The 22,612-nt window shown below is 46.2% G+C and carries 37 protein-coding genes; all 37 read right to left on the reverse strand.

Features of this window, described 5'->3' with window-relative positions; translation table 11 throughout:
* Positions 1-4 precede the first annotated feature (4 nt).
* The gene (locus H8S75_RS05965; protein ID WP_187020059.1) at positions 5-805 is read right to left on the reverse strand and encodes an energy-coupling factor transporter transmembrane component T family protein; all 801 of its coding nucleotides are present in this window, start codon (positions 803-805) and stop codon (positions 5-7) included.
* A complete protein-coding gene (locus H8S75_RS05970) occupies positions 799-1,698 on the reverse strand; it encodes an energy-coupling factor transporter ATPase (protein WP_187020061.1) in 900 nt (299 codons plus the stop codon). The genes H8S75_RS05965 and H8S75_RS05970 overlap by 7 nt, the downstream gene beginning before the upstream one ends.
* Positions 1,688-2,593, reverse strand: a complete 906-nt coding sequence (locus H8S75_RS05975) for an energy-coupling factor transporter ATPase (RefSeq protein WP_187020062.1) — start codon at positions 2,591-2,593, stop codon at positions 1,688-1,690. The genes H8S75_RS05970 and H8S75_RS05975 overlap by 11 nt, the downstream gene beginning before the upstream one ends.
* A 188-nt stretch (positions 2,594-2,781) precedes the next feature.
* Positions 2,782-3,810 carry an N-acetylmuramoyl-L-alanine amidase family protein gene (locus H8S75_RS05980; protein ID WP_243270188.1) on the reverse strand — a complete coding sequence of 343 codons (1,029 nt, stop codon included), beginning with the start codon at positions 3,808-3,810 and terminating at the stop codon, positions 2,782-2,784.
* Between the two features lie 18 nt (positions 3,811-3,828).
* Positions 3,829-5,061, reverse strand: coding sequence for an N-acetylmuramoyl-L-alanine amidase family protein (locus H8S75_RS05985; RefSeq protein WP_187020064.1), 1,233 nt, complete (start codon positions 5,059-5,061; stop codon positions 3,829-3,831).
* Between the two features lie 185 nt (positions 5,062-5,246).
* Complete coding sequence (locus H8S75_RS05990; protein WP_187020066.1) at positions 5,247-6,314, reverse strand: 5'-3' exonuclease; 1,068 nt, start codon at positions 6,312-6,314, stop codon at positions 5,247-5,249.
* Between the two features lie 242 nt (positions 6,315-6,556).
* A complete protein-coding gene (locus H8S75_RS05995; protein ID WP_117622350.1) occupies positions 6,557-7,051 on the reverse strand; it encodes a macro domain-containing protein in 495 nt (164 codons plus the stop codon).
* 313 nt (positions 7,052-7,364) lie between these two features.
* Positions 7,365-7,901 (reverse strand): bL17 family ribosomal protein, encoded by a 537-nt coding sequence (locus tag H8S75_RS06000; RefSeq protein ID WP_002604676.1) that lies wholly within the window; start codon positions 7,899-7,901, stop codon positions 7,365-7,367.
* 94 nt (positions 7,902-7,995) lie between these two features.
* Positions 7,996-8,964 carry a DNA-directed RNA polymerase subunit alpha gene (locus H8S75_RS06005; RefSeq protein ID WP_002604677.1) on the reverse strand — a complete coding sequence of 323 codons (969 nt, stop codon included), beginning with the start codon at positions 8,962-8,964 and terminating at the stop codon, positions 7,996-7,998.
* A gap of 117 nt (positions 8,965-9,081) precedes the next feature.
* The gene (gene rpsD / locus H8S75_RS06010; protein ID WP_055653543.1) at positions 9,082-9,675 is read right to left on the reverse strand and encodes a 30S ribosomal protein S4; all 594 of its coding nucleotides are present in this window, start codon (positions 9,673-9,675) and stop codon (positions 9,082-9,084) included.
* Between the two features lie 16 nt (positions 9,676-9,691).
* Entirely contained in the window at positions 9,692-10,093 is a 402-nt protein-coding gene (gene rpsK / locus H8S75_RS06015) for a 30S ribosomal protein S11 (protein ID WP_006771855.1), read from the reverse strand.
* 98 nt (positions 10,094-10,191) lie between these two features.
* Complete coding sequence (rpsM, locus tag H8S75_RS06020; RefSeq protein WP_002604679.1) at positions 10,192-10,560, reverse strand: 30S ribosomal protein S13; 369 nt, start codon at positions 10,558-10,560, stop codon at positions 10,192-10,194.
* A 28-nt stretch (positions 10,561-10,588) separates the two neighbouring features.
* Positions 10,589-10,702 carry a 50S ribosomal protein L36 gene (rpmJ, locus tag H8S75_RS06025; protein ID WP_003497809.1) on the reverse strand — a complete coding sequence of 38 codons (114 nt, stop codon included), beginning with the start codon at positions 10,700-10,702 and terminating at the stop codon, positions 10,589-10,591.
* A gap of 185 nt (positions 10,703-10,887) precedes the next feature.
* Positions 10,888-11,106, reverse strand: a complete 219-nt coding sequence (gene infA / locus H8S75_RS06030; protein ID WP_002604680.1) for a translation initiation factor IF-1 — start codon at positions 11,104-11,106, stop codon at positions 10,888-10,890.
* 36 nt (positions 11,107-11,142) lie between these two features.
* Positions 11,143-11,409 carry a KOW domain-containing RNA-binding protein gene (locus H8S75_RS06035; protein ID WP_025530788.1) on the reverse strand — a complete coding sequence of 89 codons (267 nt, stop codon included), beginning with the start codon at positions 11,407-11,409 and terminating at the stop codon, positions 11,143-11,145.
* 20 nt (positions 11,410-11,429) lie between these two features.
* Positions 11,430-12,194, reverse strand: a complete 765-nt coding sequence (map, locus tag H8S75_RS06040; RefSeq protein ID WP_002604682.1) for a type I methionyl aminopeptidase — start codon at positions 12,192-12,194, stop codon at positions 11,430-11,432.
* 3 nt (positions 12,195-12,197) lie between these two features.
* The gene (locus tag H8S75_RS06045) at positions 12,198-12,842 is read right to left on the reverse strand and encodes an adenylate kinase (RefSeq protein WP_002604683.1); all 645 of its coding nucleotides are present in this window, start codon (positions 12,840-12,842) and stop codon (positions 12,198-12,200) included.
* A gap of 83 nt (positions 12,843-12,925) precedes the next feature.
* Entirely contained in the window at positions 12,926-14,248 is a 1,323-nt protein-coding gene (gene secY / locus H8S75_RS06050) for a preprotein translocase subunit SecY (RefSeq protein WP_110321953.1), read from the reverse strand.
* Between the two features lies 1 nt (position 14,249).
* Complete coding sequence (gene rplO, locus H8S75_RS06055; RefSeq protein WP_002604685.1) at positions 14,250-14,690, reverse strand: 50S ribosomal protein L15; 441 nt, start codon at positions 14,688-14,690, stop codon at positions 14,250-14,252.
* Between the two features lie 25 nt (positions 14,691-14,715).
* Positions 14,716-14,898, reverse strand: a complete 183-nt coding sequence (rpmD, locus tag H8S75_RS06060; RefSeq protein ID WP_002604686.1) for a 50S ribosomal protein L30 — start codon at positions 14,896-14,898, stop codon at positions 14,716-14,718.
* Positions 14,899-14,911: 13 nt separating this feature from the next.
* Entirely contained in the window at positions 14,912-15,421 is a 510-nt protein-coding gene (gene rpsE, locus H8S75_RS06065; RefSeq protein ID WP_055653535.1) for a 30S ribosomal protein S5, read from the reverse strand.
* Positions 15,422-15,440: 19 nt separating this feature from the next.
* Positions 15,441-15,809, reverse strand: a complete 369-nt coding sequence (gene rplR, locus H8S75_RS06070; protein ID WP_055653533.1) for a 50S ribosomal protein L18 — start codon at positions 15,807-15,809, stop codon at positions 15,441-15,443.
* A gap of 18 nt (positions 15,810-15,827) precedes the next feature.
* The gene (gene rplF, locus H8S75_RS06075; RefSeq protein WP_002604689.1) at positions 15,828-16,370 is read right to left on the reverse strand and encodes a 50S ribosomal protein L6; all 543 of its coding nucleotides are present in this window, start codon (positions 16,368-16,370) and stop codon (positions 15,828-15,830) included.
* 66 nt (positions 16,371-16,436) lie between these two features.
* A complete protein-coding gene (rpsH, locus tag H8S75_RS06080; protein ID WP_022031107.1) occupies positions 16,437-16,838 on the reverse strand; it encodes a 30S ribosomal protein S8 in 402 nt (133 codons plus the stop codon).
* A gap of 23 nt (positions 16,839-16,861) precedes the next feature.
* Entirely contained in the window at positions 16,862-17,047 is a 186-nt protein-coding gene (locus H8S75_RS06085; RefSeq protein WP_002566501.1) for a type Z 30S ribosomal protein S14, read from the reverse strand.
* A 15-nt stretch (positions 17,048-17,062) separates the two neighbouring features.
* Positions 17,063-17,602, reverse strand: coding sequence for a 50S ribosomal protein L5 (gene rplE, locus H8S75_RS06090; protein ID WP_002604692.1), 540 nt, complete (start codon positions 17,600-17,602; stop codon positions 17,063-17,065).
* Between the two features lie 21 nt (positions 17,603-17,623).
* Positions 17,624-17,929, reverse strand: coding sequence for a 50S ribosomal protein L24 (gene rplX, locus H8S75_RS06095; protein WP_187020068.1), 306 nt, complete (start codon positions 17,927-17,929; stop codon positions 17,624-17,626).
* Positions 17,930-17,942: 13 nt separating this feature from the next.
* The gene (rplN, locus tag H8S75_RS06100) at positions 17,943-18,311 is read right to left on the reverse strand and encodes a 50S ribosomal protein L14 (RefSeq protein ID WP_002604694.1); all 369 of its coding nucleotides are present in this window, start codon (positions 18,309-18,311) and stop codon (positions 17,943-17,945) included.
* Positions 18,312-18,337: 26 nt separating this feature from the next.
* Positions 18,338-18,592: a 30S ribosomal protein S17 gene (gene rpsQ / locus H8S75_RS06105; RefSeq protein ID WP_002604695.1), complete on the reverse strand. Its 255-nt coding sequence runs from the start codon at positions 18,590-18,592 to the stop codon at positions 18,338-18,340.
* Positions 18,593-18,657: 65 nt separating this feature from the next.
* The gene (gene rpmC / locus H8S75_RS06110) at positions 18,658-18,864 is read right to left on the reverse strand and encodes a 50S ribosomal protein L29 (protein WP_006771873.1); all 207 of its coding nucleotides are present in this window, start codon (positions 18,862-18,864) and stop codon (positions 18,658-18,660) included.
* Entirely contained in the window at positions 18,854-19,291 is a 438-nt protein-coding gene (rplP, locus tag H8S75_RS06115) for a 50S ribosomal protein L16 (protein ID WP_006771874.1), read from the reverse strand. Before rplP ends, rpmC begins: the two co-directional genes overlap by 11 nt.
* Positions 19,291-19,947, reverse strand: a complete 657-nt coding sequence (rpsC, locus tag H8S75_RS06120; RefSeq protein WP_055653532.1) for a 30S ribosomal protein S3 — start codon at positions 19,945-19,947, stop codon at positions 19,291-19,293. The genes rplP and rpsC overlap by 1 nt, the downstream gene beginning before the upstream one ends.
* Positions 19,948-19,958: 11 nt before the next feature.
* Complete coding sequence (rplV, locus tag H8S75_RS06125) at positions 19,959-20,345, reverse strand: 50S ribosomal protein L22 (RefSeq protein ID WP_002604699.1); 387 nt, start codon at positions 20,343-20,345, stop codon at positions 19,959-19,961.
* A gap of 31 nt (positions 20,346-20,376) precedes the next feature.
* Entirely contained in the window at positions 20,377-20,658 is a 282-nt protein-coding gene (gene rpsS / locus H8S75_RS06130; protein ID WP_002604700.1) for a 30S ribosomal protein S19, read from the reverse strand.
* Positions 20,659-20,677: 19 nt separating this feature from the next.
* Complete coding sequence (gene rplB, locus H8S75_RS06135) at positions 20,678-21,526, reverse strand: 50S ribosomal protein L2 (protein ID WP_055653530.1); 849 nt, start codon at positions 21,524-21,526, stop codon at positions 20,678-20,680.
* 152 nt (positions 21,527-21,678) lie between these two features.
* Positions 21,679-21,978 carry a 50S ribosomal protein L23 gene (rplW, locus tag H8S75_RS06140; protein ID WP_002604702.1) on the reverse strand — a complete coding sequence of 100 codons (300 nt, stop codon included), beginning with the start codon at positions 21,976-21,978 and terminating at the stop codon, positions 21,679-21,681.
* Positions 21,978-22,598 carry a 50S ribosomal protein L4 gene (gene rplD, locus H8S75_RS06145; protein WP_187020069.1) on the reverse strand — a complete coding sequence of 207 codons (621 nt, stop codon included), beginning with the start codon at positions 22,596-22,598 and terminating at the stop codon, positions 21,978-21,980. The genes rplW and rplD overlap by 1 nt, the downstream gene beginning before the upstream one ends.
* Between the last annotated feature and the right edge of the window lie 14 nt (positions 22,599-22,612).

A 22,612-nucleotide genomic window follows, 5' to 3' on the forward strand; every position in this document is an offset into this window, starting at 1 on the left:
CGCCTTATATCAGGATTCTTAAAACAACTATCACAGCCAGGTAAAAGACGTAAACCAGATACGTCACACCGTCCCGCTTTGCATAGTGAAGCGGCTTCATCTTCGTTCTTCCCTCGCCGCCGCGGTAGCATCTCGCCTCCATGGCCATAGCCAGATCCGTAGCCCGCCGGAACGCGGAGATAAACAGAGGCACGAGGAGCGGAATCATGTTCTTCGCTCTCTGAATGATATTACCGCTTTCAAAATCAGCGCCTCTCGCCATCTGCGCCTTCATGATCTTATCCGTCTCCTCTACCAGAATCGGGATAAAACGAAGTGCGATGGACATCATCATGGATACCTCATGTACCGGCAGTCCTATCTTCTTTAAAAATCCAAGGCTCTTTTCCAGTCCGTCTGTCAGCTCATTGGGCGTGGTCGTCAGCGTCATAACCGACGATCCCACCACCAGATAGATCAGCCTGACTCCCATGAATCCGGCCGTCATTAAGCCCTCCTTTGTCACCTTTAAAAACCACAGCTTAAAGACCACTTCACCCGGGGTCAGAAATAAGTTAAAGCTGACACTGATTAAGAGCAGGAAGATGATGGCCTTAAGTCCCCGCACCATGAACTTAAATGGAACGTGGCTCAGTCTGATTGCCATGGCCAGAAAAAGCGTGGCCACCAGATAAGCCCAGATGCTGTCTGCGACAAACAGGGAAATAATAAATACCATGGTTCCGAACAGCTTTGTCCTCGGGTCCAGCCGGTGAAGTACGGAATCCACCGGATAATACTGCCCCAGTGTAATATCTCTTAACATAATGTCTCCTGTCCGCGGCTTCCGTCACCGCAGGCCGCCTGTCCTTCCTTTTTTAACAGCGCAAGGATCTCATCTCTCGCTTCCTCCACCGTTGTAATATTATTGTCAATGGGAACTCCATGATCCCGCAGCGTATGCACCACATAGGTGATCTGCGGTGCGGCCAGACCGATGGCCTCCAGTTCCCTGTAATGCTTAAATACTTCCTTCGGCGTGTCGTCAAACACCTTCTCCCCGTGGTTCATCACGAGAATCCGGTCCACGTATTTTGCGATGTCCTCCATGCTGTGGGACACCAGAATGATCGTCATCTTTTTCTCATGATGAAGACGTTCAATCTGTTCCAGGATCTCATCGCGTCCCCTCGGATCCAGTCCCGCCGTAGGCTCGTCCAGAATCAACACCTCCGGCTCCATGGCCAGCACACCGGCAATGGCCACCCGGCGCTTCTGGCCGCCCGACAGCTCAAAGGGCGACTGCTTATAAAAGCTCTCATCCAGCCCTACCATCGTAAGCGCTTCCCTTGCCCGGCTCTGCGTCTCCTCCTTCGACAGTCCCTGGTTCTTCGGCCCGAAGCAGACATCGGTAAACACATCGATCTCAAACAGCTGGTGCTCCGGATACTGAAATACCAGTCCCACACGGCTTCGCAGCGCCCGCATGTCATAGCCGTCGTCATATATATTCTTTCCATTATAATAGATCGCACCGTCCGTCGCCCTGATTAGCCCGTTTAAATGCTGAATCAGCGTGGACTTCCCGGAACCGGTATGGCCGATCAGTCCGATAAACTGGCCATCCTGGATCTCCAGATTCACGTCCTTAAGCGCCTGCTGTTCGAAAGCGGTGCCCTGTCCGTAAACGTAATTTAAATGTTCTATCTTAATTGCCATTGCATCCTCCATCTCCCAGAGTCACTCTGTCCGGATAGCGCTCCGCAAATATGGGGAGCAGATATTTCATCAGCTCCTCCAGCGTCAGAATCCCATCCGGTAAATCCACGCCATTCTTCTGAAGCTCATATGCCAGTTCCGTTACCTGCGGCACATCCAGCCGGTAAGACTTGAGTTCTTCCACCCTGGAAAATATCTGCCTGGGCGTTCCGTCCATCACCACCCGTCCGTCGTCCATGACGATAACCCGGTCGGCATGAATGACTTCTTCCATATAATGAGTGATGAGCACCACGGTGATCCCTTCCTGGCGGTTTAACTCATGGACGGTCTTCACCACTTCCCGGCGCCCGTTGGGATCCAGCATGGCGGTAGGCTCGTCCAGAACGATGCACTGGGGTCTCATGGCCATGACACCTGCGATGGCGACCCGCTGCTTCTGGCCACCCGAAAGCTTGTTAGGCGACTTCATGCGGTATGCCGTCATGCCCACCGCCTCCAGGCTCTCGTCAACCCGTTTCCAGATCTCGTCGGTCGGAATCCCCATATTCTCCGGTCCGAATCCCACGTCCTCCTCGACGATATTACCGATAATCTGGTTATCGGGATTCTGGAATACCATCCCCGTTTTCTTTCGAACCTCCCACAGATTCTCCTCTTTGGAGGTATCCAGCCCCTGGATCCACACCGTCCCATCCGTCGGAAGCAGGATCGCGTCCAGCTGCTTGGCAAAGGTGGACTTTCCGGAGCCGTTGTGGCCTAAGACCGCCACAAACTCGCCCTCCTTAATCTCGATGCTGACGTCGTCTATGGCACGGTTTACTTCTTCTATATTCTCTTCTTCATCTCTTCTGATATAATCGAAAATCAGCTTTGATGTCTTTATAATTCCCATGGCTTACCTTTCTGCGATTAACGCGGACAATGTCACGTCTAATACTGTCTTTATATGTCACATAATTTTAGATGAAATTTGCTTAACAGTCAAGCCGGATTTCATAATCAGCCCGATTCTTCTCCGTCAGACAGGAAAAAAGAAAGACATGGCACCTTTCACCATGTCTTTCCTGAATTACGAATCCCTTACGGCACCCACTGTCCGGACGCATCTACCCGGTACGTACCGTCGACCACTGTGTCCGCTGCCATGCTGCCATCTTCATACAGGTAATACCATTTCCCAGGCTCTGCCTGAATCCAGCCAGTGGCCATGTCGCCATCCGTATTAAAATAGTACCATTTGCCGCCGATCTGCTGCCATCCGGTCACCATCTCTGCATTATCATTCATATAATACCATTTGCCGCTCAGATTCTGCCATCCGGTCAGCGCGTAGCTGTCCTGATTAAAATAGTACCACTTGCCGCTTATCATCTTCCAGCAGTTCGCTGCATAATTTCCGTTCTCATCACGGTACCGTTTGCCGGTCTGCGTGTTGGACCACCGGCCCGATGTGTCTCCCAGCTCCTGAACCACGGAATCGTTGGAAACGGTAAATTCACCGTCTTTTAGATACTTCTCCTCGGAACTGTCCTTCGCAATGGCTCTTACCTCATAGTAATAGCTGTAGCCATCCTGTAAATACTCCAGTAAATCGATGGAGGTGGAACCGGTTGTCAGCGTCTTGACCCACTGATCTTCCCGGTAAAGGCGAAGCTGATACTTCGAAGCGTGAGCAACCTTTTTCCAGGAAGCCTTCGTCTTCGCGGCATCGCTCCATCCGGCAGATTCCGGTGCTCCCAGCTGTGCAACCGGTACATAGGTGGCCTTGATGGTCGTCTCGCCGTCCAAAGCCTTGGCGGAGACCAGTTCGCCGCCGTACACGCTGCAGTTGCTCTTCACATAGTCCCCGGAGATTGTGAAGGTAGCAGTCACCTTCTTTCCAGGAACCCATTTCTCAGGATCCTTGCTCCACTCTGGTGATATTTCGTCATAATTAACGGTAACCTTCGGTACCTTGATATCTTCCGTCCATTCACTTCTTACGTCGTTATCAAATCGAATCTTAACACTTTTCGCCGCCATGGACGTCATGGCGGTACCGAGCGTCAGCACCGCTCCCAGAAGTATCAGCCATCTGCCCTTTCCCTTTATACCTCGCATTCGTGTCATCTTCCTTTCCTGATGAATTTACTTATGCCACACGCCGTTGCCGTCAACCGGGAAACCATCGATGGTGGTATTCACGGCCTTGGAGCCTTCACCTGGATAGAAGTAGTACCAGCTGCCGTCAACCTGACGCCACCCCTCAAGCATCGCGCCGGAAGCGTCTGTGCAGTACCACTTATTGTTGTAGGCGATCCAGCCTGTAAGCATCGCGCCTTCTACACCTGTAGTCGTGGAAGGATTTAAATAATACCACTTGTTGTTCGATACGACCCAGCCGGTTACCATGGCGCCCTGGTCGTTCATATAGTACCATAAATTATTTCTCTGCTGCCATCCGGTGAGCATTGCACCATTTGAATCAAATAAATACCATTTCTCATTAATCTTAGCCCAATTGTTCTTCTGGTAAGTTCCGTCCGGATACTTGAAATACCAGTTATTGCCGTCCTTGATCCATCCAACCTGACCGGTGGTTCCAGGCGTTCCGCTTTCCTGTCCTGAGCCGTCAGATACCTTCTCCTCCGGCAGATAAACCTCATCGGATTCCGTCCAGTCGCTCTTCTTTCCGTACTTCTTCTCACTTTCGGTATATGGAACCGTGCGTACCTTAAATGAATACGTGCCGGCCTTCGTCATGTAAGGATAGAAGTTATAGGACGTAGCCTTAAGCCCCTCAACCTTCTTCACAACCGTACTTCCGCGGTATAAATAGACATCATAGGCGTCAGATGCGTTGTCAACCTTACTCCAGCGGGCGCCGCCGTAGCCGGAATCCTTCCAGTAGGCATCATCCGGGGAGCTGTACGTACCCTTGATCGGTTTGAACTTGAATGTCACGTACAAAGTATCGCTGCCGGAACGGCTGGCTGACACATAGGTTCCGCCCTTCACAGTCACGTTGCTGGACTGATAGCCGCCTTTAAACGCATACTCGTCAGAATCGGTGGCATGCAGTTCCACTTTCATCTTGGGCTCATATCCGATGGTCATCTCTTTCGACCCAGAGGTAATCCACTCTACGCCGCTGACCTCGTATCTGCTGTTGTTGGTATATACATAGTTGCCCTTGGAATTTTCCTTAAGTTCAAAGGCCGTCTCCTCCGGAAGATTCTCTCCGGATTCCAATTCCTCAAGCCCCGCATAGATCGTTACCGATGATATCGTCTTCGACGCGGCAAATGACTGAAATGGTATACTCACGCCCAACACACTCACAATTGCGGTCAAAGCCAATAGTTTCCCAAACCGTTTCATAAAAATACCTCCCACTCTTTATAATCAATCCTCATTTTCCTTTTTCTACTATTATTATAGCCCCTGGGGTAATTCACCGTCAACTTACGATATTCTTTCTTTATTCTTGCGTTTGGGAAAAATTGAGTAATTAATTTGCAAGAATGGCAATTTTTACCAGAAATTCTTGCCGGAGCTGAGATGGCTCAGCCAAATACAGAGGTCTCCTTGATATCCAGTTTCTTACACCATTTGCGCAGAACCTTCTCCTTATACTGTTCCACGGAAAAATCAGCGAGTTCCAGATCCAGCGGAATATCCGTCTTAATGGTAGCCAGACGCTTCGACAGCAGGGCCGCGGCTTCCCCGCACAGTTCGCCGTCCTCTCCTGTCTTCGTCAGCGCTTTGTAGGGAGTTCTGGATATCCCCAGCTTCTCCTTCCAAAAATCCTGGAGCTCCTTCAGCTGCTTTTTGTCCGTCTCTGCGTCGTGGATCGCCTCATACATCGCCTCCACGGTACCATACTCAGCCAGGAGAGGCGGCACCGCGCTGCTCACGCCTTTTACTCCCGGAATATTATCCGAGGTGTCACCCTGAATTCCTTTTAAATCGGTGATCTGCTCTGGCCACACGCCTTCCTCGGCAAACACATGCTCCGAGGTAAACTCAAACGTCTTCTCCGGAAGGTTCACGTCTTTTTTCGTCAGGCCGTATGGGCCGTAGTATTTTTCGTACAGTTCGTCTGCCTTCTCCTGCTTCGCCTGTACCATCCAGGCCCTGACGTTGTATTCGTCATTGACCAGCTGCAGGTAATCGTGATCCTTCGTCATGACCACCACAGGAAGCTGGCTGCGGAACTTCATAACCAGGGATCCCGCGTAATCATCAGCCTCGTAATCGTCGCTGTAGAGCACCTTGAATCCGGCTTCCTGAAGGATTGACTCAATCAGGACAAACTGCTGCTTCAAAGGCTCGGGAGTCGCCCCCCTCGTCCCCTTATATTCCGCGTACAGTTCCCGCCGGAATGTGTCCCTCGTCTTGTCAAACACAAAGGCGATATATCCGGGTTCCTGTTTCCTGATGAGAGACGCAACGGTCTTCAGCATGCCGAAGATCGCATTGGTATATGTTCCGTCCGCGGCGTGCAGGATCTTTCCGTAATGCTTCTGCTTTTCCTCTTCGGTTTTGGCGAACATGATTTCCCGCGGAAGCACGGCGTAGTAACAGGTGGACAGCATGGAAGAACCATCCACGATCACAAATTTATTTTTCATCCAATATCCTTTCTGATGCTGTAGATTTCCCCGGTTGGTGATGTGGGGAACAGGGGAGTTATTTTTTACCAGGGGCCGGGCAGAAGAGGCGTTTTAACGGCTGTAGCGGGCCGTATGACGGGGAGAATGCGGGGCAGGCATAAAGTTATGCCTGCGGGGCGGTAACGCCTTCTGGGGCTGGTATACGGTGGTATATGGTGGTTTATGGGGAGTATGTATCGATACTTTTGTTTTCCGTATTTTTATTTTCCGTCGTATTTCCAGATCTGTACTTCTCCTGGGTAATCTTCAAATACCCGCTTGATGATGGATTCTACAATCTGCCAGTCGCCGCCTGCAAAGCCGCAGCCGATTCCCTGCGGGAATGCGGCTGTCTCGTTTCTGCCGCGTACCGTCAGAAACTCGCGGATCTCTTCCATGGCTTTTTCTAAAGCCTCGTAATCAGTGTAGACTCCGCCTTTTCCATAGTCGTCCTGGCCGTAGAGGTTCGCAATCAGGAACCAGCGGCCGTCTTTCTCTACCGGCTGGGCCGATACCCGGCCCAGCAGCGCCGATGTCTTGCCTCGCGCTTCTTCTGTCCACTGCTTTGTCAGAATTTTATAGGACTTTTCTACCTCCGGAAATAACTTCTTTACCTGGCCCGCCATTCCACGACCAAACGCACCCTGGCAGTTTACCTGGTGGCAGATGATGTCCGCACTGGAGTTGAATATGTCGCCTTCGTAGTATTTTATCATTGTAACCGCCCTCTTTCTTTTTTCAATTGCTCTTTGTCGTTCTTCTGTATCATAACACATTTGGGAGGATGGGGGAATATGTTGGGGGGAGAAAAATGTGGGGGACGAGGATGGGGGGAGGGGACGACTCGCTTGCGCATCGTTGGGGATTCGTTAGTCGTTCTCGGTCGGTACCCCGCAGTGCACACCTCACTTCCGCTGCGCTCCAGTTCGGTGTGGGGCGTTCGCCCTACAAAAAAAGCCAGGAGAAAATTTTCTTATGTGCTAGCACAACGAAAATTTTCTCCTGACTTTTTTTGACACTGCTCAGTGCTTAGACAAGCTCTAACACCACTTCCATCGCTGCATCGCCTTTACGCTGGCCAATCTTTACGATTCTTGTATATCCACCATTTCGGGATACATACTTCGGTGCGATTTCCTCAAATAATTTCTTTGGAAGATCTACGCTCTTTGTATTTTTCTTCTTTCCAGCAGCTGCCTGCGGTACTTCTGTTACATCGTACAGTACCTTTAACATCTGTCTTCTTGCGTGAAGTCTGGAAGGAAGATCCTTCTTGATTTCTTTTTCTACTTCGTCGTATACGGTAACTTTCTTGCCGTTCACCACTTCTTTGACTCTCTTGCCGTCTTTGTCCTTGCGGGCAACCTTAGCGGTTACTTTAACGGTTTCGAAATTGTCTTTCTCTTTTACGGCCAGAGCAATCAGTCCTTCTGCTACTTTACGGATTTCTTTTGCTCTCGCTTCTGTTGTAACGATCTTGCCATTGTGTAATAATGCTGTTACCTGGCTTCTGATCAGTGCTTTTCTCTGGCTGGAAGTTCTTCCCAGCTTTCTATATCCTGCCATGTCTTATTTCCCTCCATTTGTGGAACGCCGGCGCATGCTTCTTCGGTCTTACTGCATCCTGCGCTTAATCTCCATAAATTCCTGTAACGAGCAATTAGCTGTTCGCGTCATCACTCGGGTTAAGCTGTAAGCCTAACTCCTTTAACTTTGCCAGCACTTCTTCTAAAGACTTGCGGCCTAAGTTACGAACCTTCATCATATCCTCAGAAGTTCTGTTGCACAGCTCTTCTACTGTATTGATTCCGGCTCTCTTTAAACAGTTGTATGAACGTACGGAAAGTTCCAGTTCGTCGATATTCATCTCCAGAACCTTCTCTTTCTCATTATCCTCTTTCTCTACCATGACTTCTGCAGTCTTGGCATTCTCGGATAAGTCGATGAACAGATTTAAATGTTCACTTAACACCTTCGCAGCAAGGCTTACCGCCTCGTCTGGTGCCAGTGTTCCGTTTGTAAATACATCTAATGTCAGCTTATCGAAATCGGTAACCTGACCTACTCGGGTGTTCTGTACCGTCATGTTGACGCGCTCTACTGGTGTATAGATGGAATCAACGGCAATCACGCCAATCGGTAAATCTTCACTCTTGTTTTTGTCTGCGCTTACATAGCCGCGGCCCTTTGTGATAGTCAGCTCCATGTAGAACTTACTGTCTGTGCCGCCGCTGAGTGTCGCGATCACCTGGTCCGGATTCATGATTTCAATATCCGGGTCCGCCTGAATGTCAGCAGCCGTTACCACACCTTCGCCTTCAAACTCGATGTATGCAACCTTTGCTTCATTGGTGTCGCTGTTATTTTTGATTGCTAAGCTTTTGATGTTCATAATGATCTCAGTTACATCCTCTTTAACGCCTGGGATAGAACTGAATTCATGCAAAACGCCGTCGATTTTTACCTGACTGACTGCGGCTCCCGGTAAAGAAGAAAGCATGATTCTTCTCAAGGAATTGCCTAAAGTCGTACCGTAACCTCTTTCAAGCGGTTCAACTACAAACTTGCCATATTTCTTGTCCTCAGAGATTTCAGCAATCTCAATGTTTGGTTTTTCAAAATCGAACACTAATAGCCCCTCCTTTTGGGTAATTTGTATCGAGGGTCTTATACTCAAATCCTTGCCCGGAGTACAGTTTCCCATACTCCGGGCGAAAGTTGTTGTTTCTCTTTAACAGACTTTCAATTATTTGGAGTACAACTCGACGATAAGCATTTCATTCACTGGAACATCAATCTCATCTCTTGTTGGTAACTCTTTAACAGTACCACGTAAATTCTCATGGTCAACATCAACCCAGGCCGGAGTTAAACGTCCTGCTGTGGTCTCTACTACATCTTTAAATCTGGCGTTTCCTTTGCATTTCTCTTTTACTTCGATTACGTCGCCAGCTTTAACTAAGTAAGACGGAATGTTTACACACTTGCCGTTTACTAAGATGCTCTTATGGTCAACCATCTGTCTGGTCTCTCTTCTTGTTCTTCCAAAGCCCATACGGAACACTACGTTGTCAAGTCTTCTTTCCAGAAGGATCATCAGGTTTTCACCGACCATACCATTCATCTTTTCAGCCTTTGCATAGTAGTTACGGAACGGTTTCTCAAGAACGCCGTAGATGAATTTGGCTTTCTGCTTTTCTCTTAACTGAAGGCCGTACTCACTCATCTTTCTGTTAGCTCTTTTTAATTCTCTGTTGGATTTTTTATCTATTCCTAAATAGATTGGATCAAGACCAAGGGATCTACATCTTTTAAGAACAGGAACTCTATCTACTGCCACTGTAATTACCTCCTAATTAGACTCTTCTACGTTTTGGCGGACGACATCCGTTATGTGGAACCGGAGTAACATCCTTGATACTGGTTACTTCTAAACCGCATGCCTGAAGTGCACGAATAGCTGCTTCACGGCCTGAACCAGGACCCTTTACCATAACGTCTACTGATTTTAAACCATGTACAAGAGCTGCTTTAGTAGCAGTTTCTGCCGCCATCTGAGCTGCATATGGAGTAGATTTTCTTGAACCTCTAAATCCCAGACCACCAGCACTTGCCCAAGATAAGGCATTACCCTGAGTATCTGTTAATGTCACGATTGTGTTATTAAAAGATGACTGGATATGTGCTTGTCCGCGTTCAACGTTTTTCTTTACGCGCTTTTTTGTCACTTTTTTAGTAGTGGACACTTTTTTAGCCATTTTAAACTAACCTACTTTCTTCATTTCTTGAATCCTGTTATTCCTGTTTTTAAAACATGTAACGTGATTCACTGTTTTAGTTTCATTAAGTTTAATGCTTATTTCTTCTTGTTTGCTACGGTCTTTCTCGGGCCCTTGCGAGTTCTTGCATTGGTCTTTGTCTTCTGACCACGAACCGGCAGGCTCTTTCTGTGACGAATTCCACGATAGCAGCCAATTTCCTGAAGTCTCTTGATGTTCATAGCGATTTCTCTACGTAAATCACCTTCAACGGTCTGACTGTCAGCAATTACAACTGATATTCTCTTTACTTCGTCATCGGTTAAGTCCTTAACACGAGTGTCAGGATTAACGCCAGCTTCTTTAAGAATGCGGTTTGCACTTGTTCTACCGATACCGTAGACATAAGTTAAGCCGATCTCAACACGTTTTTCTCTTGGTAAATCAACACCTGAAATACGAGCCATTTGTGTAGTACACCTCCATTAATAATTTTTAACCTTGTCTCTGCTTATGCTTAGGATTTTCACAGATTACTCTGATACTGCCTTTTCTCTTAATGATTTTGCATTTTTCGCAAATCGGTTTGACTGATGATCTAACCTTCACAGCAATTCTCCTTTCCGTTATGCGTCCCCAAAATGAGGACATCCAGGTATACCCGCAATGTGTTTTATATAAAACCAACCAGTGCTGCCGTTTGGGCATAATACACCCGGTATTTCAACAAAGTCGCTATAGCATTATAACACTTTCCATATACGAATGCAAGCACTTTTTCCTTGTTTTTACTTTTATTTATCTCTCCAGATAATTCTTCCCTTGGACAAATCGTAAGGGGATAACTCAATGGTTACCTTATCACCCGGTAAAATACGGATATAGTTCATACGAAGTTTTCCGCTGATGTGCGCAAGCACCTGATGGCCGTTCTCCAGTTCTACCTGGAACATGGCGTTCGGAAGCTTTTCAACAACGGTTCCTTCAATTTCAATAACATCTGCTTTCGACATAAAATCTTACCTCCTGACAACCTGTGTCTTTACTCACTACTTTAATCTTTTGATACATTTGATGAAACGAGCGATCTCTTCATCGGTGACTCTCTGGTTTTCCCTGATCTTTTTACCCGGACCGTCCATTTCACAGGAAACGGTCTCCACATGCTTTCTGTTTTTCTTCTTCGGCTTGTCGAGCGTCCGGTATTTTCCGTCCACCAGATAAACATATTCGCCTTCTTCTCTTAATATGAAGAAAACCTCTTCTTTATCGTGTCCGGCCAGGCTTTTTACAATCGTTCCTGTCGTGATCTCCATACTGTCCTCACTCAAATTCCCTAATGGGCTTCCGAAACCAGGCTTAGAAGCTCCGGTTCGCCTTCTGTAATCAGGACCGTATTCTCATAGTGGGCTGATAACGCTCCGTCCTCTGTTACAACCGTCCAGTCATCATCGAGCCATACCACTTCCGGCGTTCCCGCATTAATCATCGGTTCAATGGCGAGTGTCATGCCTGGCCTCAGTTTTAGGCCGCGCCGCCTTCCGGCGAAATTGGGCACCTCCGGGTCTTCATGGAGATGACTTCCGATTCCATGTCCTACCAGATCCCGTACCACGCCAAAGCCAAAGCTTTCCGCATAGGCCTGGATCGCAGAAGATATATCATTCAGATGATTGCCAGCTTTTGCAAATTTAATCCCTTCAAAGAAACTTTGTTTTGTCACTTCGATGAGTCTGCCTGCTTCGGGGGAGATTTCACCGATCCCGTACGTCCTCGCCGCATCAGAATGGTATCCCTTGTAGATCACGCCGGCATCCAGGCTCACAATGTCGCCTTCCTCTATGAAATGCTTCCTGCTGGGAATTCCGTGAACCACTTCGTCGTTCACCGATACACAGATAGAAGCCGGATAGCCGTTGTAATTTTTAAAGGAAGGGATGCAGCCGTAGCTTCTGATGATCTCTTCTCCCAAATGGTCGATATCCCAGGTTGTCATACCGGGCTTTAAGGCTTTCGCCAGCTCCTCGTGGGTCTTCGCGAGGATTTTCCCGGCCTCTCTCATAAGTTCTATTTCTCTTGCAGATTTAATCGTAACTGACATACATTACGCTCCCAGAACAGCGACAATATCGGAGAACACTTTTTCCATATCCTGTGTTCCGTCAACATTTGCCAGTACGCCGGCTTCCTTATAATAGTCAATCAGAGGCTGTGTCTGATCATGATACACGGACAGACGCTTCTTAACGGTTTCCGGCTTATCGTCATCTCTTAAGACAAGCTTATCACCGCAGACATCACAGATGCCTTCCACTTTGCTGGGTTTATAGACAATATGATATGTAGCACCGCAGCTTAAGCAGGCGCGGCGTCCTGACATACGATTCACGATATTCTCGTCCGGAACATCCACATTTACGGCGTAATCGATCTTCTGTCCTCTCTCATTAAGAGCGCTCGTAAGGCTCTCCGCCTGCGGAATCGTCCTTGGGAAACCGTCTAATACGTAACCATTCTGACAGTCTTCCTTCTGGATGCGGTCCATCAGCATGCCGATCGTCAGCTCATCCGGTACTAAGCCGCCCTGATCCATAAATGCCTTCGCCTTCATTCCAAGCTCGGTTCCCTCTTTGATGTTGAAACGGAAAATATCGCCTGTGGAAATGTGTGGAATCTGATACTTCTCAGCAATCTTCTTTGCCTGGGTACCTTTACCGGCACCTGGGGCACCTAACATGATAATCTTCATCAGCAGTCCCTCCCTGCAATATGTTCATATAGCACAAAGACCAAGAGAAACACGCCATAATGTGTTCCTCTTGGATTTGCCCTTTAGTCATTCAAAAATCCCTTATAATAACGTACAAGCATCTGAGATTCTATTGCCTTCAGTGTCTCTAAGACAACGCTGACAATAATGATTAAGGATGTACCACCAAATGACAGGCGGCTTACATTGAAGAGGCCGGATACCATAATCGGGATGATACATATAACCGTCAGACCACATGCACCGATAAATACTACATAGTTCAAAATGGAATTGAGGTAATCGCTGGTTGGCTTGCCTGGGCGGATACCCGGGATAAAGCCGCCTGATTTTTTCATGTTGTTCGCTACTTCCAACGGATTAAAGGTAATCGATGTGTAGAAGTAAGCAAACACGATGATCAGGGCGATATAAACCACCATACCGATCGAGTAGACCGGACGCTCCGGCTTGAACCAGTTAGAAGAATTCAGCATCAGAAGGATATGTCCGCCAATGCTGTCATAGTTAATCCGGCTGCCGAAGAACTGGGCGATAACTACCGGGAATGACATGATGGAGGAAGCAAAGATAACCGGGATAACACCGGCTGTATTTACTTTTAACGGGATGTTGGAGGACTGGCCGCCAACCATCTTACGTCCCTGCATCTTTTTGGAATACTGGACTGGAATTCTTCTCTCGCCATCCTGAAGGACAACGACAAATACCACAATTGCAATCACGATGGCCACGATGATGATGGCAGCTACCGCCGACACTGCAACCGACTTGCCAGACATGAATCTGGTATAAAGTGTAGATGCGTCAGAGGGCAAACTGGAAATGATGTTAAATAACAGGACGATGGAGATACCATTTCCCACACCATTCTCAGTGATACGCTCACCAATCCACATCAGAAGCGCACTACCTGCAGTCATAGTGACTACGGCGATAATGACGCTGATTGCGTTGAACTCGCTTAACAGTCCCTGGCCGCCAAATCCGACTGCCATAGCAATGGATTCAATTAAAGCCAGAGCAACTGTTACGTAACGGGTGTATTCTGCTATCTTTTTTCTCCCGTCTTCACCATCTCTCTGCATCTCTTCCAGCTTCGGAATCGCAATGGTCAGAAGCTGCATGATAATGGAAGAAGTGATGTACGGGGTAATACTCAGCGCGAACACGGACATATTGGTAAAGGAGCTACCTGTCATGGCGTTAAAAAATCCGAACGCATCGTTATTCTGCTGAGCGAAAAAATCTTTGAAAAATGCTGTTTCTACTCCAGGAATCGGCAGCTGTGAGCCAATTCTAATAACCACCAGCATCGCGAACGTATACAGAAGTTTCTTTCTGATGTCCTTGATCTTGAATGCATTACGGAGCGTTTTTAACATATTAGTTCACCTCGCAGGTTCCACCTAAAGCCTCGATTTTGGTCTTAGCGCCTTCGCTGAAAGCATCTACCTTTACTGTAAGCTTTTTGGTTAATTCTCCGTTTCCAAGGATCTTAACACCATCGCGCGGATTCTTAACAATGCCGCTCTCCAACAGAGTCTCAACTGTAACAACAGTATCGTTTTCGAACTGCTCTAAAGCACTAACATTGATTCCAATGATAGTCTTGGTATTTCTGTTTGTGAAGCCTCTCTTAGGAATACGTCTGTATAAAGGCATCTGACCGCCTTCAAACCCTGGTCTCGGAGCACCAGAACGAGCTTTCTGTCCTTTATGGCCCTTACCTGCAGTCTTACCGTTTCCTGAACCATGGCCACGGCCTCTTCTGAAGCTATCGCTGTGTTTGGATCCTAATGCAGGCTGTAAATTTGATAATTCCATCGTTTGCACCTCCTTACTGTTTTCCTTAAATTTCTTCAACTTTTACTAAATGTCTAACGTTCTGGATCATGCCTCTTACAGCACCGTTATCCGGCATCTCAACTGTCTTATGAAGCTTCTTTAAACCTAAAGCTTCAACGGTTGCTTTCTGCTTCGGAACTGCGCCGATCGGGGATTTCACCAATGTGATTTTTAATTTATCTGCCATCTTCTTATCCTCCTTAGCCTAAAATCTCTTCTACAGATTTGCCGCGAAGCTTTGCAACTTCCTCAGGAGTCTTTATCTGAGTCAATCCTTCGATTGTAGCCAAAACTACGTTTGTCTTGTTGTTGGATCCTAAAGATTTTGTACGGATATTCTTAATTCCCGCAAGCTCCACTACTGCACGGGCAGGACCGCCTGCGATGATACCGGTACCTTCCGGAGCTCTCTTAAGAAGTACAGCTGCGCTTCCGAATTTTCCGATTAAATCATGAGGAATACTGTTGTTCTCGTCAATCGGTACAGTTACCATATTCTTAACTGCAGCCTCTTTACCCTTACGGATTGCTTCCGGAACTTCGCCTGCTTTGCCAAGGCCCGCACCTACGTGGCCATTGCCATCGCCTACGACTACTAAAGCAGAGAATCTCATAGTACGTCCGCCTTTTACGGTTTTCGATACTCGCTTGATAGCAACTACTTTGTCGTTTAATTCTAACTGACTTGCATCAATAATTGTATGTTTCAACGCCCTATTCTCCTCTCTACTAGAATTCCAGACCAGCTTCTCTGGCTGCGTCTGCTAATGCCTGAATCTTGCCCTGATATATGAAGCCGCCTCTGTCAAATACAACTTCCTTGATTCCCTTTTCGAGAGCCCTCTTGGCAACTACTGTACCTACATATGCTGCAGCATCAACGTTGTTAGTTTTCTCTAATTCAGCCTTTACTTCCTTATCAACTGTAGAAGCTGAGACTAAAGTTTTACCAACTGTATCGTCAATAATTTGAGCATACATATGATTATTACTTCTGAACACAGCTAAACGCGGTCTTTCTGCAGTGCCTGCAAAACGATTACGTAATCTGGTGTGCTTCTTCACGCGAACTTCGCTTCTTGACTGTTTGCTAACCATTTTTACACTCTCCTTAAATTATTTCTTACCAGTCTTACCAACTTTACGTCTGATAACTTCATCAGCATATTTGATACCTTTGCCCTTATACGGCTCAGGTCTTCTCTTGTCTCTGATTTCAGCAGCGTACTGGCCTACTTTTTCTTTATCGATACCTTTTACAATGATGACGTTCTGGCCTTCCATTGTGGATTCCAGACCTTCCGGATCTTCCATCTCAACCGGATGAGAATAACCGAGGGAAAGAACAAGCTTCTTACCCTGCTTCTGAGCTCTGTAACCTACACCATTGATTTCCAGTTTCTTCTCGTAACCAGCGGTTACGCCAACGATCATGTTGTTGATCAGTGTTCTTGTCAGACCGTGTAAAGATTTCATCTTCTTTAAATCACTGGGTCTTGTAACGATGATCTGGCCATCTTCTTCTTTGATGGACATCTCAGCCGGTAATACTCTTTCCAGAGTTCCCTTTGGACCTTTTACAGTCACTTTATTATTTTCTGCGATTGTGACAGTAACGCCTGCCGGAATCGCGATAGGCATTCTTCCTATACGTGACATGCCGTGTACCTCCTTAAATTTTCGGAAAAAGCGTCTGCGCCTCTTCTGTTTTCAGTAGTTCTTAAATTACCAAACAAATGCCAGCACTTCTCCGCCTACGCCGAGTTCGCGTGCTTCCTTGTCGGTTACAACGCCCTGGTTGGTGGAGATGATAGCTGTTCCTAAACCACCCAGAACCTTCGGTAACTCTTCCTTGTTTGCGTATACACGTAAACCAGGCTTGGAGATTCTCTTGATACCTGTGATGATTTTTTCGTTCTTGTCTTTGCCGTATTTTAAGGTGATTCTGATTGTCTGGAATGCACCGTCTTCTACGAGATCATATTTCTTAATGTAGCCCTCTTTTACAAGGATATCAGCAATAGCTAATTTCATCTTGGATGAAGGTACATCTACTGTATCGTGTTTGGCAGTATTTGCATTACGAATTCTTGTAAGCATATCTGCGATTGGATCGCTCATTGTCATTTTGAATTGCCTCCTTCCTTATTTTACCAGCTTGCTTTCTTAACGCCTGGGATCTGACCCTTGTATGCTAATTCACGGAAGCAGATTCTGCAGATACCGTATTTTCTTAAATAAGCATGTGGACGTCCACAGATTCTGCAACGGTTGTATTCTCTGGTAGAGAATTTTGCAGGTCTCTGCTGTTTAATCTTCATTGAAGTCTTTGCCATGGAATATTCCTCCTGTTATTTTGCAAATGGCATATTGAATAATGTCAAAAGTTCACGGGCTTCTTCATCGGTCTTAGCGGTAGTAACGAAAATAATGTCCATACCTCTTACCTTGTCAACTTTATCGTACTCAATTTCAGGGAAAATAAGCTGTTCCTTGATACCAAGGGCATAGTTTCCTCTGCCGTCAAAAGCGTTAGGATTAACACCCCTGAAGTCACGTACACGAGGTAATGCAAGGTTGATCAGACGATCAGCAAACTCATACATTCTCTCACCGCGTAATGTAACCTTACAGCCGATTGGCATGCCTTCTCTGAGCTTGAAGTTAGCAATAGATTTCTTTGCCTTAGTTAAAACTGCCTTCTGTCCGGAGATGATTTCTAAGTCTCTGACTGCAGAGTCTAAAACCTTGGCATTTTCCTTTGCTTCGCCAACACCCATGTTGATGACGATCTTATCTAACTTCGGCACTTCCATGATATTCTTATAACCGAATTTTTTAATCATAGCTTCTACGATTTCGCTCTGATATGTTTCTTTTAATCTAGCCAATTTTTATTCCTCCTCTCCGAATTAGTCAATCGCTTTTCCGGTTGTTTTGGCAACACGGACTTTTTTGCCGTCTTTTACTTCGAAGCCGACTCTGGTTGCTTTTCCGTCTACAACAAGCATTACGTTGGAGATATCAAGCGCAGCTTCTTTCTGAACAATACCACCCTGTGGGCTTCCTGGGCCTGGCTTTACATGCTTTGTAATCATGTTGCAGCCTTCCACCAGAACTTTGTTGTTCTTTGTATCTACATGAAGAACTTTGCCCTGTTTATCTCTATCTTTTCCTGCGATAACCTTTACCAGGTCATCTCTCTTAATTTTATGCACAGTCGACACCTCCCTATAATACTTCTGGAGCTAAAGAAACAATCTTCATGAACTGTTTCTCTCTTAATTCTCTTGCAACCGGTCCAAAGATACGAGTTCCTCTCGGAGTCTTGTCATCTTTGATTATTACTGCAGCGTTCTCATCGAACCTGATATAAGAACCGTCTTTGCGGCGGGCACCTTTTACAGTACGCACAACAACGGCCTTTACTACGTCACCTTTCTTTACAACACCGCCTGGTGTTGCATCCTTAACGGTAGCGACGATAATATCACCAATATTAGCATATCTTCTTGTAGAGCCGCCCATAACACGGATACACAGTAATTCTTTCGCACCGGTATTGTCGGCAACCTTTAACCTGGTCTCCTGCTGAATCATGCCTGTTACTCCTTCCTGGAAATAATTTATTTCGCTTTCTCGATAATCTCAACAAGTCTCCATCTCTTGTCCTTGGACAGCGGTCTTGTTTCCATTACTTTTACTGTATCGCCCATGTTGCATTCGTTGTTTTCGTCATGAGCTTTTAATTTATACGTTCTCTTTACGATCTTGCCGTATAAAGGATGTTTTACATGGTCTACGATAGCCACAACAATAGTCTTATCCATCTTATTGCTGACTACCTTGCCCGTACGGGTTTTTCTTAAATTTCTTTCCACGCTACGTTACTCCTTTCAATGTTACACACGGTCGTGTGTGTCATACTGAGATGAAAAATATCTGCTTAAGCCAGTTTAGCCTTTTCTGTCATAACAGTCTGGATTCTGGCAATGTTCTTACGAACTTCTTTGATTCTGCTGGTGTTATCCAGCTGATTCGTTGCGTTCTGGAATCTTAAGTTGAAGAGTTCCTTCTTCGCAGCTACTAATTCTTCGTTCAGTTCTGTGACTGATTTTGCCTTTAATTCTTCTACATATTTATTAATTTTCACTGTTATCACCGCCTTCTAAATCCGCTTTAGCAGCAATCTTACATCTGCATGGTAACTTGTGCATAGCAAGACGTAAAGCTTCACGAGCTGTTTCTTCAGGTACTCCAGCGATTTCAAATAATACACGGCCTGGCTTAACTACTGCTACCCAGTATTCCAGAGCGCCCTTACCGGAACCCATACGGGTTTCTGCTGGCTTTGCTGTTACAGGTTTATCCGGGAAAATCTTGATCCAGACTTTACCACCACGCTTGATGTAACGGGTCATGGCAACACGGGCTGCCTCAATCTGGTTCGATTTGATCCAACATGGCTCTAAAGCGACTAAACCGTATTCACCATTGCTGATTGTATTGCCTCTTAAAGCCTTACCAGCCATGGAACCACGGAACTGTTTACGACGTTTAACTCTCTTAGGCATTAACATTATTTATCGCTCCCTTCCCTATTTCCTTTAGTTGGAAGTATCTCGCCTTTGTAGATCCATACCTTAACGCCAACTTTGCCGTAGGTGGTATCTGCTTCAGCGAAACCATAGTCAATATCTGCTCTTAATGTCTGTAACGGAATGGTTCCCTCGCTGTAGAACTCTGTACGAGCCATATCAGCGCCGCCAAGACGTCCTGCAACTGCAGTCTTGATACCCTTAACGCCAGCCTTCATGGAACGGCCCATGGTGGACTTCATAGCACGACGGAAGGAAACACGGTTCTCTAACTGCTGTGCGATGGATTCAGCTACTAACTGAGCGTCTTTGTCAGGTCTCTTAACTTCTTTGATGTCAACAAATAATTTCTTATCTGTCATCTTCTGAACTTCTGCTTTTAACTTCTCAATTTCAGAACCACCCTTACCGATAACGACACCCGGTTTTGCAGTGTGGATAATAATTTTAACACGGTCAGACGCTCTTTCAATCTCGATATCAGATACGCCGGCACTGTATAATCTCTTCTTCAGGTATGTTCTGATCTTGTAGTCTTCTACTAAATTGTCTGCAAAGTCAGCTTCTGCATACCACTTGGAATCCCAGTCTTTAATAACACCGACTCTTAAGCCGTGTGGATTAACTTTCTGTCCCATTATTTGCCTCCTTATCTTTCATTAAGCACGATGGTGATGTGGCTCATTCTCTTCTCGATTCTATAAGCGCGGCCCTGTGCCCTCGGTTTTACTCTCTTCATTGTCGGTCCTTTGTTTGCGTAGCATTCTTCTACGTAAAGTTTGGACGGATCCATACCGTTGTTATTCTCAGCATTCGCAATCGCTGATTTTAATAACTTTTCTATTAAAGTAGAAGCATATCTGGGATTGTAAGTTACAATACCAAGTGCTGCCTGTGCATCTTTGCCTCTGATGGCGTCTAATACGAAGCATGCCTTCTGAACAGAAACTCTGGCATAAGATAACTTTGCTGACGGTCTTGTGTCCTTCTGAGCATTTCTTTCTCTCTTAATTTGGGTTCTATGTCCCTTAGCCATTGGTGAAGCCTCCTTTCAACTAATCAATCTATTACTTACGTCCGGATTTCTTCTCGTCTTTTCCATGACCTCTGTAGGTTCTGGTTGCAACGAATTCACCGAGTTTATGTCCAACCATATCTTCTGTAACATATACCGGAACGTGCTTTCTTCCATCATGAACTGCAATTGTGTGTCCAACCATCTGTGGGAAGATGGTAGAACGACGGGACCAGGTCTTAATTACCTGATGCTGTCCTGCTGTGTTCATAGCATCAATTTTTTTCAGTAAAGACGCATCCGCGAATGGTCCTTTTTTCAGTGAGCGAGCCATAGGTTCTAACCTCCTTCAATTATTTAATGGTCTTTCCATCTCTTCTTCTAACGATTAACTTGTTAGACTGCTTGTTTTTCTTTCTGGTCTTTAAACCAAGAGCAGGTTTGCCCCATGGTGTACACGGACCTGGACGGCCAATACCGGTCTTTCCTTCACCACCACCGTGTGGATGGTCGTTCGGGTTCATGACGGAACCACGTACAGTAGGTCTGAAGCCCATATGGCGCTTTCTACCAGCTTTACCAATGTTGATAAGGGAGTGATCTCCGTTGCCTACAACGCCGATTGTAGCTCTGCAGTTGATCGGAACCATTCTCATCTCGCCTGAAGGTAATCTTAAGGTTGCATATTTGCCTTCTTTAGCCATTAACTGAGCAGAGTTTCCAGCGGAACGAACCAGCTGACCGCCCTTGCCCGGATAAAGTTCGATGTTGTGTACCTGTGTACCAACCGGGATCTGGCCTAATGGTAAACAGTTACCAATTCTTGCCTCTGCATTCTCGCCGCTCATGATCTTCATACCGTCTGTCAAACCAGCCGGTGCGAGGATATAAGACTTTGTACCATCTGCGTAGCAGATTAAAGCGATGTTAGCAGTTCTGTTCGGATCGTACTCGATGCCGATGACTGTTGCCGGAATACCATCTTTGGAGTTTCTCTTGAAATCGATGATTCTATATTTTCTCTTAGCACCGCCGCCGCGATGTCTAACAGTGATCTTACCCTGATTGTTACGACCAGCCTGCTTGTTCATTGTAGCGCTGATTAAGGACTTCTCTGGAGTTGTCTTTGTAATCTCGCTGAAATCAGAACCAGTCATATGTCTTCTGGAAGGGGTATATGGGTTATACTTTTTGATTCCCATGTTGTAACTCTCCTTTCTTGCTAAAAGCACTTATACATGAGCCTTTGTTATCATGGCCCGCAAATGCTTCAACGCCGCCTGGCGTTTCATTTTATCGTGATATAATGTTCATCACATAGTATAGGACCAATACTGCCGTAACGGCGAATATCCTACAGTCCTTCGAAGATTTCGATATCCTTGCTGTCAGCAGTAAGCTGAACGATCGCTTTCTTCGTCTTAGCTGTCTTACCGAAGGTCATTCCTCTTCTCTTGGTCTTTCCTTCTAAGTTCATGGTGTTCACGCTGGCAACCTTGGTTCCCGGGAACATCTTCTCGACAGCTTCTTTGATCATGGCCTTGTTTGCATCCGGATGAACAGTGAAAGTATATTTCTTGGACGCCATAGCGTTCATGCTCTTCTCGGTTACGATCGGCTTCTGGATTACGTCAAAATATTTAATATCTGCCATTATGCGTACACCTCCTCGATTGCTGCAACAGCAGTCTTGGTAGCAACAACTGTGTTATACTTTAAGATATCGTATACATTGATCGTGTTAACAAAAGCAGTCTTAACAGCCGGAATATTCCTTGCGGACTTCACTGCGTTTGCGCTGTCTTCGCCAACAACAACAAGTGCTCTGGATACCTTTAAATTATTCAATACGTTCTGGAACTTCTTTGTCTTGATTTCGTCAAACTTTAACTCGTCAACAACGATGAACTTGTTCTCGTTCACTCTGCTTGTAAGGGCAGACTTAAGCGCAAGCTTTCTTTCCTTCTTGTTCAGTTTGATCGTGTAATCTCTTGGTGTTGGAGCAAATACAACTCCGCCGCCTGTCCACTGTGGAGATCTTGTTGAACCCTGTCTTGCATGACCGGTTCCTTTCTGCTTCCACGGTTTTCTTCCGCCGCCGGATACTTCAGAGCGAGTTTTCGCTTTCTGTGTGCCCTGGCGCTTATTAGCAAGTTGGCTGACAACTGCTAAGTGTACAAGGTGCTCGTTTACATTCACACCAAACACAGCATCGCTTAACTCTAATGTGCCAACTTCATTACCTTCCATATTGTAAACAGATACGTTTGCCATCTGTGTGTTCCTCC

This window comes from Hungatella hominis, assembly GCF_014288005.1.
Lineage (GTDB): Bacteria > Bacillota > Clostridia > Lachnospirales > Lachnospiraceae > Hungatella > Hungatella effluvii.

Bases quoted from the DNA above. Each gene is read 5' to 3' on its own strand.
- H8S75_RS05965 (WP_187020059.1), bottom strand. From the start codon at position 805: ATGTTAAGAGATATTACACTGGGGCAGTATTATCCGGTGGATTCCGTA.
- H8S75_RS05970 (WP_187020061.1), bottom strand. From the start codon at position 1,698: ATGGCAATTAAGATAGAACATTTAAATTACGTTTACGGACAGGGCACC.
- H8S75_RS05975 (WP_187020062.1), bottom strand. From the start codon at position 2,593: ATGGGAATTATAAAGACATCAAAGCTGATTTTCGATTATATCAGAAGA.
- H8S75_RS05980 (WP_243270188.1), bottom strand. From the start codon at position 3,810: ATGACACGAATGCGAGGTATAAAGGGAAAGGGCAGATGGCTGATACTT.
- H8S75_RS05985 (WP_187020064.1), bottom strand. From the start codon at position 5,061: ATGAAACGGTTTGGGAAACTATTGGCTTTGACCGCAATTGTGAGTGTG.
- H8S75_RS05990 (WP_187020066.1), bottom strand. From the start codon at position 6,314: ATGAAAAATAAATTTGTGATCGTGGATGGTTCTTCCATGCTGTCCACC.
- H8S75_RS05995 (WP_117622350.1), bottom strand. From the start codon at position 7,051: ATGATAAAATACTACGAAGGCGACATATTCAACTCCAGTGCGGACATC.
- H8S75_RS06000 (WP_002604676.1), bottom strand. From the start codon at position 7,901: ATGGCAGGATATAGAAAGCTGGGAAGAACTTCCAGCCAGAGAAAAGCA.
- rpsK (WP_006771855.1), bottom strand. From the start codon at position 10,093: ATGGCTAAAAAAGTGTCCACTACTAAAAAAGTGACAAAAAAGCGCGTA.
- rpsM (WP_002604679.1), bottom strand. From the start codon at position 10,560: ATGGCTCGTATTTCAGGTGTTGATTTACCAAGAGAAAAACGTGTTGAG.
- infA (WP_002604680.1), bottom strand. From the start codon at position 11,106: ATGTCGAAAGCAGATGTTATTGAAATTGAAGGAACCGTTGTTGAAAAG.
- H8S75_RS06035 (WP_025530788.1), bottom strand. From the start codon at position 11,409: ATGGAGATCACGACAGGAACGATTGTAAAAAGCCTGGCCGGACACGAT.
- map (WP_002604682.1), bottom strand. From the start codon at position 12,194: ATGTCAGTTACGATTAAATCTGCAAGAGAAATAGAACTTATGAGAGAG.
- H8S75_RS06045 (WP_002604683.1), bottom strand. From the start codon at position 12,842: ATGAAGATTATCATGTTAGGTGCCCCAGGTGCCGGTAAAGGTACCCAG.
- secY (WP_110321953.1), bottom strand. From the start codon at position 14,248: ATGTTAAAAACGCTCCGTAATGCATTCAAGATCAAGGACATCAGAAAG.
- rplO (WP_002604685.1), bottom strand. From the start codon at position 14,690: ATGGAATTATCAAATTTACAGCCTGCATTAGGATCCAAACACAGCGAT.
- rpmD (WP_002604686.1), bottom strand. From the start codon at position 14,898: ATGGCAGATAAATTAAAAATCACATTGGTGAAATCCCCGATCGGCGCA.
- rplR (WP_055653533.1), bottom strand. From the start codon at position 15,809: ATGGTTAGCAAACAGTCAAGAAGCGAAGTTCGCGTGAAGAAGCACACC.
- rplF (WP_002604689.1), bottom strand. From the start codon at position 16,370: ATGTCACGTATAGGAAGAATGCCTATCGCGATTCCGGCAGGCGTTACT.
- rpsH (WP_022031107.1), bottom strand. From the start codon at position 16,838: ATGACAATGAGCGATCCAATCGCAGATATGCTTACAAGAATTCGTAAT.
- H8S75_RS06085 (WP_002566501.1), bottom strand. From the start codon at position 17,047: ATGGCAAAGACTTCAATGAAGATTAAACAGCAGAGACCTGCAAAATTC.
- rplN (WP_002604694.1), bottom strand. From the start codon at position 18,311: ATGATTCAGCAGGAGACCAGGTTAAAGGTTGCCGACAATACCGGTGCG.
- rplP (WP_006771874.1), bottom strand. From the start codon at position 19,291: ATGTTAATGCCTAAGAGAGTTAAACGTCGTAAACAGTTCCGTGGTTCC.
- rpsC (WP_055653532.1), bottom strand. From the start codon at position 19,947: ATGGGACAGAAAGTTAATCCACACGGCTTAAGAGTCGGTGTTATTAAA.
- rplV (WP_002604699.1), bottom strand. From the start codon at position 20,345: ATGGCTAAGGGACATAGAACCCAAATTAAGAGAGAAAGAAATGCTCAG.
- rpsS (WP_002604700.1), bottom strand. From the start codon at position 20,658: ATGGCTCGCTCACTGAAAAAAGGACCATTCGCGGATGCGTCTTTACTG.
- rplB (WP_055653530.1), bottom strand. From the start codon at position 21,526: ATGGGAATCAAAAAGTATAACCCATATACCCCTTCCAGAAGACATATG.
- rplW (WP_002604702.1), bottom strand. From the start codon at position 21,978: ATGGCAGATATTAAATATTTTGACGTAATCCAGAAGCCGATCGTAACC.
- rplD (WP_187020069.1), bottom strand. From the start codon at position 22,598: ATGGCAAACGTATCTGTTTACAATATGGAAGGTAATGAAGTTGGCACA.